Annotated in this window: 7 protein-coding genes; 3 read left to right on the plus strand and 4 right to left on the minus strand. The window is 29.8% G+C overall.

Annotation, left to right across the window (positions count from 1 at the left end):
• Nucleotides 1-2,586: 2,586 nt before the first annotated feature.
• Together tsaB and TERY_RS04955 are read right to left on the minus strand one after the other, a co-directional pair.
• Complete coding sequence (gene tsaB, locus TERY_RS04950) at nt 2,587-3,222, minus strand: tRNA (adenosine(37)-N6)-threonylcarbamoyltransferase complex dimerization subunit type 1 TsaB (protein ID WP_011610817.1); 636 nt, start codon at nt 3,220-3,222, stop codon at nt 2,587-2,589.
• A 355-nt stretch (nt 3,223-3,577) separates the two neighbouring features.
• A complete protein-coding gene (locus tag TERY_RS04955) occupies nt 3,578-3,826 on the minus strand; it encodes a Ycf34 family protein (protein WP_011610818.1) in 249 nt (82 codons plus the stop codon).
• A 468-nt stretch (nt 3,827-4,294) separates the two neighbouring features.
• Between TERY_RS04955 and TERY_RS04960 the strand changes: the two genes are divergently transcribed.
• Nucleotides 4,295-5,566 carry a CCA tRNA nucleotidyltransferase gene (locus tag TERY_RS04960; RefSeq protein WP_011610819.1) on the plus strand — a complete coding sequence of 424 codons (1,272 nt, stop codon included), beginning with the start codon at nt 4,295-4,297 and terminating at the stop codon, nt 5,564-5,566.
• 299 nt (nt 5,567-5,865) lie between these two features.
• Nucleotides 5,866-5,988 carry a hypothetical protein gene (locus TERY_RS36255; protein ID WP_370496644.1) on the plus strand — a complete coding sequence of 41 codons (123 nt, stop codon included), beginning with the start codon at nt 5,866-5,868 and terminating at the stop codon, nt 5,986-5,988.
• A gap of 782 nt (nt 5,989-6,770) precedes the next feature.
• On the opposite strand, the gene TERY_RS04965 is transcribed toward TERY_RS36255, so the two are convergent.
• Complete coding sequence (locus tag TERY_RS04965; RefSeq protein WP_011610820.1) at nt 6,771-7,892, minus strand: mechanosensitive ion channel domain-containing protein; 1,122 nt, start codon at nt 7,890-7,892, stop codon at nt 6,771-6,773.
• A gap of 837 nt (nt 7,893-8,729) precedes the next feature.
• Here TERY_RS04965 and TERY_RS04970 point away from each other — a divergent pair.
• Nucleotides 8,730-11,765 carry a plasmid replication protein, CyRepA1 family gene (locus TERY_RS04970; RefSeq protein WP_370496647.1) on the plus strand — a complete coding sequence of 1,012 codons (3,036 nt, stop codon included), beginning with the start codon at nt 8,730-8,732 and terminating at the stop codon, nt 11,763-11,765.
• 397 nt (nt 11,766-12,162) lie between these two features.
• Here the strand turns inward: TERY_RS04970 and TERY_RS04975 are convergent, their stop codons facing one another.
• On the minus strand, nt 12,163-12,981 hold the full coding sequence (locus TERY_RS04975; RefSeq protein WP_011610822.1) for a methyltransferase domain-containing protein: 819 nt from the start codon (nt 12,979-12,981) through the stop codon (nt 12,163-12,165).
• Between the last annotated feature and the right edge of the window lie 994 nt (nt 12,982-13,975).

Genomic DNA, 13,975 nt, shown 5'->3' on the forward strand with positions numbered 1-13,975 from the left:
AATGTACACTGTATCTATTGTACCCGTGTAATTCCTAGCAATATTTAAAGACTATAAAATAGTGGTTATAATTTGGAAATAGACTACCTGCCTGCGACTAATCAATTAATAACATAATAACAGATTTATTTTAAAAAAAACTAATATTAAGTCTGCTTTAATGGGGAGATATTCATAAAACTCAAAACTCTTGCCTTATAATAATTTGGGTACTTAAATACCTACTTTATAATAACCAGATTTTATCTGAAAAGTCAACGGATAGACAGGGGAGGCTTTAAATCAAATTTTTCGGTAAAAATACCAAAAATTCCCTAAGACTATTTAGTTCCATTTACTACTTTATTAATATATTTTTTTTATAACTATTAATTTTGGTAGAGCTAGATCTAAATACAAAATAATGCCATCTCAAATAACGGTAGAGTAGAATCAAATTTTGAGTAGGTAGTACGAGTACAACACAATACTTAATACTTTAGAATAACTAATTTTATTTTTACCTTCTTTGTGGCTTTTTTCTTTGTTTGTCAGCTAACTTTGAGGTGCTGGTATCTGCACTAATTAAACATTGGGGTTCGGTGTGAGGACATATCTTAATTTTATTCTTTTGAAGCACATCCCCTATCCATTACTCCTACTCCATTTTTGGGAATTGTCTCTATAGTTTTAAATACTTATGTATCGTCATGTCTTTGCCCAAAATGAATGGCTATTATTCCTACTTCTGCTGTCCAACTATATTGTCTACAAAAAAAACTTTCCCGGATGGTATCCTTGACTCGATAGTAGTTTACTTGTTAACCCAATTATTATTGAATTAATTAGAAATAATCTTAGACTTTATGCTACTCCTTATTTGATTATTTAATTGTTTTTTCGCTTGATAATTATTTCTTGAAAAATTAGCGAATTTCTTTTTGAAATAGCAATCATTAAATTTGATATTTTTAGGTTTATTCCTTGATAGTTTAGTCTTTGAAATAAATCCCCCATACTGCGTATACTTTGGTTCATTAAATATATATATTTTAACCACAACTGAAAAATGTAAATTTATCTAAACTAGATAATCTTTTCTCTGGTTAGGTTTTCAAATATATCTCACTAATATACAGAAAGCTTCTTACCATAATCATTCACAATTAGCTTTTCTTTCTTTTTTGCAATTGTATCATATAAATAACTTTTTTCTAACATTCAATACTTTTTAGAAAAACCTAAACATAGATTTATATCTCACTTGAAAAAACTAGATCAATAACTGTAGCAATAGACAAACTTGATACTTTATTTATTGGTTAGTTAAAATAGCTTAAGTAGGTCGGTGTTAAAATTTGTCGCTATGTAACAAAATATAAATTCACCTCAAATAAACTCTGTGAATAAGCTTGGAGTCGGTCCACAAATATTAATATGGCTAAGTTTTTTTATACTTATTATATATAACTTTGATTTTTATTCAAAAATGTCATAAAAACCAACTAATCAATATAAGTGTCATTAATTATTATTATTGGAATTTAGAAAAAAATAAAAATAGTTATGGTAAATATTAAACTAACTACGATAGAGTTTAAAGGCAGAGTTAAACCAAAGATAATGTTTATTTATCAACGTTTTGAGAATCTTAAAAAGGATCATCATTGGTCTGCTTCAATTCTTCCACCAAAAAATGTTCAAATAACCTTATTAAAGGAAATAAACTATCATCTTTAACTAATCAATAAAATTCCTTAGATCTATTTTTTTGACTGTATCAATATGAGCTTCACTACCAGCTTTTCCTAAATATTTATATTGATTTTTTTTCTGATGATCAGTAGCCTGATTAAAAATAGTATATCTAGATTTTAATTAATAATAATAGTAAAGTTTTTGATTGATATTGACTTAATAAAGAATGAGATACACTTTAGGATAATTGACCTATCCCTCTTGTTCAATGGTAGTAATTTTTTTGCTCTTACTTTATAAATTAAGCTCTTGATTTGTTTCCCTATAAGGCTAGTTTAAAATTTAGTTTAACAGATTTTTTATGTATTTATTATAGTGAACATAACAACCTTTTTTGCAATCATATATTTATCTATTCAATGAGTTAATACTAATCAAAAATCAAGAAAAAAATTAAAATAGTCAAGGATTTCTTATGCTGGAGAAAAAACCTATATAATGGACTTAGTACAAGAAAAAAAACTCATATAACTACTAAATACCTTCTCATCAAATACTCATAGTCTATTCAAAAATAGCATCTTATAATCATCCTTACTACGAACTCCCCATCAAGTTATCATCAAAGGTAAAAAAATCCAAAAAACAACAAAAAGTTTTTTAGGAGTAGGTGACAACTTTTAATTATTGTCATTTTTTGGTGATTAAATTCACTTGAGACAGGGAAATAATTCTCATGTTTAGTTAGTGTAATATTGACCCTAACTATTTTCCTTTTGTCCCAAGTCCAAATTATTAACTGCACTCATGAACAAAATATTCAAGTATAGGATCAATTAATATTAGAAGAACAAAAAAAAATAAATCAATCTTGTAAAAATCAAGTCTTTCTCTGTTCTAAATACTATTTTACAGAGGATATTTCTCTACAGGACTTTGTCCATAAAAAGGTAATGCTTCTGACCAATGTGGTCTGTTTCCTTTTTGCCATTCTAAATGAGCTAATTCTAATAAACTTACAACATATTTTCCCAAGCTATTTTTAACCTGGATTAAATGATAAGAATTGTCCCAGTCTACTAACATTTTTTCCCATACTAGCGGATTCATTAGTGTATCTCCTGAAATAGGATTTATACCCATTTCTTCTACCTGATAAATAGCTGTAAATAATTGCCCTCTTTGAGCATGCATTTGTAGGAATAAATTATGACTTTTTTGTTTATATGACCAAGCTATAGTTGCCAAAGTTGAAATGGCAAATAGTGGTATATTTAATTGTTGAGCTAAAGTTCTAGCTGTGACTACACCAATACGAGTACCTGTGAAACTTCCCGGACCTTTAGCAACAGTAATAAAGCTTAAATCTTGCCATATTTGAGGTAGTATAAACTCTTGTAATTTTTGATGTAGGTTATTAGATAAATCTCGCCCTAAGTTCCAAGTTTGAGAGCGAGTATATTCATCAAAGTTACTAATAGCTAAACCTAACTCTGGACTGGTAGTATGAATTGCTAAACCATATTTTTTTTCCGTATTTGTCATTTGTTTGAAGGCAGAAATAAGAAGTTATAAAGAAGAAGAAAAGAGGAGGAATGGTGATTTATTTTTTAGTAAGAAAGTTATAGCTAAAGTCATAAAGTGAGAAGGGGTGAAGTCAAATTATTACTGTAGATAATTTTATGGCACTAACCCCAATTCAGAAATCAGAAGTTATTCCTAAATTAGTTTCAGCATTTATAAATATGCTAATCTATTTGCGTAGTTCTGTACTTATTAATATTCCCATCTCCCTATCAATTATGGGTAGCAAAAATTAAGCTATTTCTATTAGGTGAAGTATAGTTATGGTAGGCAAGATACCTGTATACTTATTAACTTATTTCATTTTAGGTTGAATTCAGGTAGGGATAAGTTCACCAGGTCTTAATTTTGCCCATTTGCCCATTTCTTCTAGAAAACTTTCACAACCGACAACATCCCATTCCATCTCAATTTCGTTTTGTTTGGGACGAATATTAACATTTATAGTAGGTTCAACTGGGTCAAAATCTGGATTTTCTGTTAAATGAAGTTGTTCGTGCTGAGTTTCTACAGCATGATAAGTCACACACTGATCCACATAGTGGCAGTTCACACAAATACACATTTTTAAATACCTCATTGATGGTCATTTTAGTTATCAGTTAATAGTTATCAGTACTTCTGAATGAAGCCAGGGTTTTGAAACACTGAAGTTTATTCTTTTCATCCCCTGAAAAAGGGAGGCTTGAAACCTTGTTTTTTTTGTTAAGTTTAATCTTAATTGATACAATAATTTTCGATCTTAATGGTTTGATAAGTTTATATTTTAACCTAAATTAATTTGATCTGGAATTTATAAAATCTTGTCCAAGAGAAAAAGTGGTTTTTATACTGATAAAAAATATACTTTTTTCAGAGATCATGTTAACTTTAACCTAGGTAAAATGGGATTTATATACCTAAACGAGAAACCGGGTTAATTGTCCTAATTATTGTTTTTCGCATGCCATGAAAAATTTTATCTCATAACCTGGTTTCTGGAAAAGTCCTATAAAAGTTTAACTGCAAAGAAATTCATTTTATTTTTGTGGCAATGTTGATAAATTCCCTGTCTGCTTTATCACCAGAAAATTGGCCATTTGAGGCAAAAATGCTGCCCCAAAATGTTTACTTAGTGGGTGGTTCAGTGCGAGATGCTTTACTGAAACGGAAGACTACATATTTAGATTTAGACTTTATTATCCTTGACCAAGCAGTTAGTATTGCTAGAAATATTGCTAAGGAATATCAAGCTGGTTTTGTGGTTTTGGATGCGGAAAGAAAAATTGCTAGGGTAGTATTTAAAGGAACTACAGTTGATTTTGCTGAGATTGAAGGTAATAGTTTGAAGGAAGATTTATGGCGACGAGATTTTACTATAAATGCTATTGCTTATAATCCTTTTACTAATGAATTGATAGATTTATTTAATGCTCTAAAAGATTTGCAAGACGGTATTATTAGAATGGTAAAATCTGAGAATCTTAAAGAGGATCCTCTCCGACTATTACGGGCATATCGTCAAGCAGCACAATTAGGTTTTATTATTTCCCCAGAAACTCAAACAACTATTCGAGAGTTTGCACCTTTAATTACTCAAGTTGCAACAGAAAGAGTGCAGACAGAATTAGGTTATTTGTTGAGTCATCCCCAAGGAATGATTTGGATAGAAAAGGCTTGGAAAAATGGTTTACTCTCAGATTATTTTCCTGCAGCAACAGAAAATTTGGGAATAGGAAAAAAGGTAGAGATAGTAGTAGAAAAATTACAAAAAAATTGGTCTACTTTAAAAGTAGAGTTAGGGAGTGGGGTGCGCAATACAGTCAAAACGTCTTTATTGGCAATTGCTAAATTAGCAATATTAGTTAATTCTAACCCACAAAAAGCGGAAGTTGAACTAATGCGGTTAAAGTATAGCAATGCAGAAATTAGAAGTACAATTGCAGTTCTTAAAAGTTTAGAAAAACTGTCAGAAATAGAAGTTCTTCATATGTCTGTTAGAGAACAATATTTTTTCTTTCAACAAATAGGAAAAAATTTTCCTGCTTTAGCAGTTGTAGCAGTGGCAAAAGGAATATCGATGGAGGAAATTAATTGTTTAATTGAACGTTATATTAATCCAGATGATCTAGTTGCTCATCCCACAACTTTATTGAGTGGAAATGATTTAATTACAGCTCTAAAATTACCTAAAGGTCCCATAGTTGGTCAGCTTTTAACTGAGATTCAAATTGCACGAGCTGAAGAGAATATTTTAACTCAAGATGAAGCTATTAAATTAGCACAAAAATTAATTGCATTCAGGAATGATCCTTCTTCTTTCTAAATATGACGTACTTTTTTATTGGTGGATATCTTTGTTATGAAACTACATTTATGAAAAATTATTATTTGCTCCAATACCAAGGTTGATCCATTAATTGAATAAATAGATTATCTATATCATTTAGTTAATGTTCATAGTAAAGGTAAATAGGTAAAATTAATTTTGAAAGCCAAAGTAAATATTATTTTTCCGAACTAGCATAACTCATAAATTTTAGTGCTGAATTAGCCAATAATTTTTTTTTTAATATTTGAAAGCGTTATGCTGATAATACTAATATTGCCCTAAAATACCCTATTATGGGAGAGTTATTTCCAGATATTTATGACCTTGTCAAAAATGTAAAATTTATATTTATTATTCAAGAACTACGAGATACTATTGTGTCTTTAATTAAAGTAGGAAATAAAATGGCTATTTAGGGTTAAATTAGGCATTTAAAACCGATGTTTACAGAAATAAAATAATCATAATTTATAAATTTTTATTGTCGTACTTATCCACCTTAATACAATTGTCAATTACTAGGTTTTTAAATAATGGTTGGTTATATCAAATATAAATTTTAGTACTTAATCCTGAAAGGAGAATTAAGCAACTTCAAGACTTTACTGGTTTAAGTTTAGGTAGCTTTATAAAAAATTATAAATGCCAGGGAAGTAAAATTAGTTATAGTCAGTTAAGTGATACAGAAAAACCTTGGTATTCATAACTTTATGGCAAAGAAATATTAGCTGTAAGTGTGGGGCTTTATCTTCAGGTTTTGCGAAAGGAATAAATTTAATTTATTCATAAAGAGGGAACAGATATATTTATAATTTTTAGATATTAAAAAGTAGCGATCGCCTTTCATAGCAATTAGAAAAAATAATCTGAGAAATCTCAAACAAAATAGTTAGAAATTTTTGCCGAGGAGCTACCTATATTTCTACGTGCCAGTCAAAATTCAACTTCCCTAACCCCCATAATACAAAATTAATCTATGAATGAGATTCATAATTTACTGATGTCTGTATCTCTAAAAATCTTCAAATTTTACGTGAGGAATAAATTAAGTTGCTTCAGAGAGAAGGAATAGAGAAGGAATAGAAAAGGAATAAATATGTTCAGAATTTTTCCTTACTAAAATCTAACAATAACTAGCCATAAAAATGATGAGAAATTATCCCACAAAAAGCATTGTTCTTATTCCCTACTTCAATACCTAATTTTGACTAGACTGCCAATTTTGATAAGTTTCTGTATCACTAAGAATATTCACATCAAATAAATCTATTTCCTCTTGCTCCAATAAAGCTAATATTGCCAAATTTAATTGGTCATAAGCTCTCGAATAATTGTCTAAATCATTAGTAAATCCAATTACTCTAATCACACGAGCATTTTTTTCTAATCCATTAAATCTCACGACACAAGAGTCATATAAAAGGTCAATTGATTTGGGAATTCCTCGAATTTTATCGTTAAGATAAGCTATCTTTCTAGCTGAAATTCCATCAATCTTGATATACAAATCAATAGCTGCTTTCTTCTTTTCATTTGGCTGTTGGGATAAATTTTTAATATTACCATCAATCATTTTAGAGTTAGGAACTTTCAGGGTAGCTCCCTCAAAACCTATATAAATTGTTGTACTTCTAATACCAATATGTTTAACCTCTGCCCAACGACCACTTGGCAATAAAAGCCAATCATCTATGCGATACAAACTATCACTATAAATTATAATAGTAGCTAACCAATCACCTACGAAATCCTTAAATAATAGACCTAATGTAAGACCAGCACCACCGATTAAACCAAGTAATGCAGTAGCAGAAGCTCCCAGTAATAATTCTGCTACTTTTAAACCAAATATTACGATGGCAGTTAATCTTAGTAGTTTCGGAATATAGGGGCTAATAATATCATCCAATTCAGTGTCTGTTTGAGCTGATAAAATTATAAAAAATTCTCCTAAAATTGGAGATATACGGTAGATAATTAGAGCGAAATTACCTACTATTGCTAAATTAATAATTCCTGTGATTGTTTGATTTAATTGTGGAGAAATATAATCTGTCAATATTAATTGTATTATCCACAATCCTAGTAAATAGATAAACCATCCAATAGGCTTTTTAAGAACTGCAATTAATTGATCATCAAGGGTTGTTTTTGTCTTACTAGTTAAAGCCTCAATTCGTTTAATTACAATTATGCTTAATAATCTTTTGAAGACTAATGTTGTTATTAGTACCAGGCATATAAAAAGTATTGTTATGACTGGTATATTCATAATTTTGATAGTTGTGATATTGTTGATAATTACCGAAATTGCTTCCATAATTGGCTAATAATAATTAGGTTAAAGTAATTGAAAAAGTTTGTAGTTTTTAAGTTAATAGTCAATGTTATTAATTAATAAGAAGGTGGTAGATTTAGGTAGAGTGGTAGACTTTTGTAATCTGGACCTCATTTCCTACAACCTACTCATATATTCAGAGGATAATCCCTATAACTTATAAAGCTTCATAAAGCTTAAAAATCAACTCTGCTCTTACCCCTGATCTGAGAGAACTCATCCATTTATAGGTTTATATAGGATACATTTTTTAATACTACTGTAATTTTACCAAATTATTTCACATATATAGCACTTTGCACGACTAATTAGTACAGGATAATAGTAAGTAGAATAAGTTCTAATTTGCTCAAAGTTTATGATTCCAATTATTGAGCTTAACTTTTATGGAAAGGACTGTATGTTTGAAACTACTTGTGATATTTTCTTACTTTTCGTATTACTAGGTTATAAGTACTCAGAGTTTAACTATAAACTATCAGCTTCATTAGTTTTAAATCTCAGAGTAAATGCTAATAGCTGAATGCTTAAGCTAGATTATAAATGTTTAATATTTTTGTAAGTAAATAGGCAAATTTATATAGTAAATTTGAAATTTGAAATATTTAATAATATTCATAACCAATTACTTGTAAGAATTTTCAATTTTAGAAAAATAACAATTTTATAAAACTTTAAAGTATGATATAATTAAAATATATTAAAAAAACTAAATAACTGTATAATTAGGTTGTTAATGCTAAAGAAAATTTTACCTACATATAGTGTGTTTTTATAATACAATTAAAATCTGTCACTATAGGTAGAATGCATTATTCGATGAGCCCTAATACTGAACCACAAATTAGTTATTTCCGAGAATGGACTAATAGCTGTGTTGATGACCAATTAATCCACCTTAACGTTGTCCCATTAGAAGGACAACGAGCTTATGAATTTTTATTTTATTCTGATGCTATTCCTCGACGAAATGATGGTCGAGTCACAAGCGAAATATTAAACCGATACCAACATATTGAAGAAGGTGGGTGGTGGTGTTCTGGAATTGATTTATTATCAGGAGAAGAAGATTTTTGGGGTTGTTTTAAACCTAGTCAACCACGTCATAGTTACGACGAAAAAAAAATAATTAAATATGAGCACCCTCCCAAAACTCCTACTAGTTTATTTGCTCTAAAAATTCCCCTACATTTATGGCATAAAATAGCGAGTCATTATCAATTAACAATTTTGCCAGAAGATATTGATAATAATCAACCAGACTTTGGTTTTTGGCAGTGGTTTATCGCCCATCCTCAAATACCTTTATGTATTACTGAAGGGGCAAAAAAAGCAGGAGCTTTATTAACAGCATCCTATGTAGCTATTGCCTTACCAGGAGTATTTGGTGGATACCGAGTTTTGAGAGATGAATATGGTAACCGTATTGGTAAACAACATTTAATTCCCCAGTTAGAAAAGCTGATTAATAATACTCGAGAAATTTATATTGCATTTGACCAAGATACTAAAGCTAAAACTATTAAAAATGTTAATGCTGCCATTAGAAAAACTGGATATTTACTCATAAAAAAGGGATGTAAAGTTAAAGTAATTTCCTGGAATCCAGAATTAGGTAAAGGAGTAGATAATTTAATCGCTAATCATGGAAAAAATGTTTTTGATGAAGCTTATAAAAAGGCATTACCTTTAGAACTTTGGAAAGCTAAATCATTTATTCGTCTCACATATCCGGTAAATTTGAGAGTTAATAGTCGCTATCTTTCAGAACAAAATATATTTAATTCTATAGACAATAATAACAATAACTTACATAAATTAGACGACATTGATTTAGATTATAGTATAAATTTTCCCGCTAAACTTATAGGAATAAAATCTGCTAAAGGAACTGGAAAAACTAAGTTTTTAGAAAAAATAGTTTCTGAAGCTGTAGCTCGTAATCAAAAAGTTTTAGTTATCGGGCATCGGGTACAATTAGTACAGGAATTATGTCAACGTTTTGGATTAAAATATATTACAGAAGTTAACTCAAAATCCCCAGATAAATTATTAGGTTTAGGGTTATGTATTGACTCTTTACATCCTAATTCCCAAGCTAACTTTAATCCAGAAACTTGGTCAGATGGAATAGTAATTATTGATGAAATTGAGCAAGTAATTTGGCATGCTTTAAATTCTAATACTTGTAGGAAAAGTAGAGTAAAAATTCTCAGATGTTTTAAAGCGTTAATGCAAAATATTTTAGGGGGTGCAGGTAAAGTATTTATAGCTGATGCTGACCTCAGCGATATTTCTATAGATTATTTACAAGCTTTAGCAGGAGTAAAATTAGAACCTTTCATTGTTCAAAATGATTGGTTACCTGGAGAAAAAGAAGCTTGGAAAATTTTTAATTACCCAGAAACAACTCCCAAAAGATTAATAGCAGATTTACAAAAACATATTCGTGAAGGTGGCAAACCAATAGTTTGTTTATCAGCGCAAAAACTGACAAGTAAATGGGGGACTCGTGCCTTAGAAGCTTATCTGAAAAAACAGTTTCCCAAATTAAAAATTCTGAGAATAGATTCAGAATCTTTAGCAGAAGTAAATCATCCTGCTTATGGTTGTATTAAGTCATTAAATCAAGTATTACTAAAGTATGATATTGTTTTAGCTTCTCCCTCAATTGAAACTGGAGTTAGTATTGATGTTCAAGGGCATTTTACTTCAGTTTGGGCAATTGCTCAGGGGGTGCAGGGAGCCACTTCTGTTTGTCAATCTTTGGGTAGAGTTCGTGAGAATATTCCTAGATATTTGTGGGTAGCTAATTGTGGTTTTAATCAGGTAGGTAATGGTTCTACTTCTATAACTTCTTTGCTCAATTCTGAGCAACGTTTGACTCAATTAAATATTCGGTTATTACAACAATCTGATTTTGATAGTTTAGATGATTTGGAAGTAGGTTTTCAGGCAGAATCTTTTTTGTGTTGGGCAAAAATGGCGGTCCGCTTTAATGCTGGAATGAATCAATATAGAGAGTCAGTTTTAGAATTTTTACGAATAGAAGGACAGCAGATCATAGAAGTTTCTGCAGAAGCTTTACCTGAAAATTTAGAAGAAAAAAAATCATCAGAAACTCCTGAAGAAATTAATACTTTGCAGGAAGCTATAGCTATTGTAATTAAGCAAAACTATCAGACAGAATGTGAGGCGATCGCTACTGCGAAAAGTATTAGTTTATTTGAGTATCAAAAACTCACAAAAAGATTATCAAAACCAATTCAACAACAACGAGAACAACGTAAATTTGAGTTGATGTTACGTTATAGTATTCCCATAACTGCTGAATTAGTTCAGAAAGATGATCGGGGGTGGTACCAACAGTTGCAATTACATTATTTTATGACAGTAGGGCGACCGTATTTACCAGCCCGGGATGGGGAAGTAGTAAAAAAATTGTTGGAGTTAGGTAAAGGTAATATTTTTATTCCTGATTTTAATGACTCTTTATTAGGTGCAATTATTGGAGTAATAGAATTATTAAAAATACCTTCATTATTGAAGGATAAAAAACGAGAGTTGAAAAATATAGACCCAGATTTACAATTATTAGGAAAAACAGCTTTGTCAAACCGAACAGAAATTAAAACTATATTAGGAATAGGATTAGCTGCTAACTCTAGCCCCATTATAATTGTTAGGCGTTTTTTGGAGAAAATTGGCTATAGTTTGGAATGTTTACGAACAGAAACTCACCATAAAAAACGATTGCGAATTTATCGAATTTTTCATCCTGATGATGGTAGGTTTGAAGTATTTCAGCAATGGTTGAGCTCAAGCCATAACTCAAAGGTCAGAACTTGTGTATAACAAATTTATACTCAACAAAGCTTTATTGTTTTTGGGTTATTTTTTGGGATATTCCTCCGTTTACTAGACCCTATTTACCCTTATTGCAGCATTTTAGATGTGTCATTCAAGAGTGTTCCTAGAAACCATGTTTGGCACAGAAACTTGTCATTTTAAAATTGGTAATTTGGTAAGTATTTATGCTGTTAAAATTTCTTAGAAAAAGATTTAGCATAAATACTTACTTAATTTTTTATTTCATGTTTACCATTATAATTTTCTTCTAACTTATAACTCAGAAACTATTTATTTAAGACTACATTATGTCTGCAAAAATATAGGCTATAATATTGTTAACCTCGAGTTTTTACTTGTAGTTGATGACTTATACCTAGAGTTATATTAGTCACATTATTAGTCACATTTTTGTTCCTGATGCCACTAACGCAGACATAGGTAAAATTAATGTATTTTTATCAACATAAGGTTGTGATATTTGATGAAAAGCTGCTTTAATATCTGCAATATTTTCCTGAGCTTGACTCCGAAGTAAAGCACCTGTTCTAGGAGCACCTTTATAGAAAGCATCAAACCATTCATCAGCATTTGCTAACTCCCAGGCCAAAGAAAATTTACTTACTAAAGGACTAGAAAAGCCAGCATTTTTTAATCCATAAATACAGTTTTGCTCTTCACTAAAATAAAAAAATGGAGGCCCTTCAGGCAAAGATACTTCTAAATTTCCATGAGCTTTAACTACTTCATAAACTAGCTTCATACCAATACATTTATCCATTATATCCCAAGCAGTAAAAGCAAATTTTCCTGCATAACGCAAAACTCTAAATGCTTCATTGATTGCCTTTTGAGGTTCAGCCAAATGTAAAATACCAAAATTCATCACAACAGCATCAAACTCTTCATTTTCAAAAGGTAAAAATTCAGCTCCTCCTTGAATAAATTCTAGGTCAGGATTAAGTTGTTTAGCCTTATTTAACATCCCATCAGAAAAATCTAATCCAATTACATTACATTCACGTTTAGCAGCATCTGTAGCTACATAACCAGGTCCAGTAGCAATATCAAGTATTTTGTTTCCTTTTTTGGCGTTGACAGCATTCAGAAGTGGTTGAATCATTTGATTAGTTAGAGAAGCAAAAGAACTATCGTATTGGTCTACAGATTTTTGCCACGCATTATATTCAAATTCTCTAAATTTTTTGATTGAATTACTCATTTTAGTTATTAGCTATTAGTTTGACTGCTGATAATTATCCAGTAAATTTTATAATATAATTTATTGACATTAATTCTTTGGTATCAATTAATAAAAGTAAGTTTTTTTAGATTGGAGCTTAGACTAAATTTTGGGGCATTTAAATCATCTTCTCAAAAAGTTTTGAAAACTTGGAACTTAGAAACCTTGGGCAATAAATATAAGAGGTGTAGATGTTTTCGTAATCAGTTGATTATTTTTCTTTTTTGGCAAGTTTGAATATTTTAAATTTATCCAAACTATTTAAAATATCTTTCCAGAGCATAATTAAAATTACCTTATAGTAAAACCTGTAGATAATTGACTGAAAATTCCTGACAATATTACAAAAGAAATAGTTTCCCTGAAGGTAGGCTTCTCTCACTCCAGTTTCCTGTGGTTAAGTTTTCAGGCACCAAGAATAAAGTCTACACTCCAGTTCATAATATTATTTAGAGAATAACTTGAACAATAATTCAACTCACTTAAGGTTTTTATTACAAGGGCTATAATATAAATCTTTAAATTAGCTTATTACTTTGTAAAGTTTTACTTATCAATACAAATATTGGCGTTGGTGAATCAACATAAAATCTAAGTTTGGCCAAACATAATTTTTTTTCAGTGAATAGTTAGGGGAGCGCCATTAAATGAGAATCAGGCGCCAAAATTACCAACGCCCAGATATTGTTACCCTCATCCCTGTATTTTTATATAGTAGAGTCTTTTATGTAATAAATGCATTTTAACAATGCATAAATGTCATAAAAGACTCTATTTTGTTATATAAGCTACGAATTCTTTATTTCCTTTCCTTTAAATTGATAAATCAAGAAATTCAAATAAAATTAGTTCAACATAATATGTATTCAGAACATTTAATCTTTTAAAAAAGTTTTTTCTTCTAGTAAAGATCTTAAAAAAACAAACAATTCACTAAAAATTAGACATAGAAAATATATAAATCAAGGAAAAG

The sequence above is a fragment of the Trichodesmium erythraeum IMS101 genome (assembly GCF_000014265.1).
GTDB lineage: Bacteria > Cyanobacteriota > Cyanobacteriia > Cyanobacteriales > Microcoleaceae > Trichodesmium > Trichodesmium erythraeum.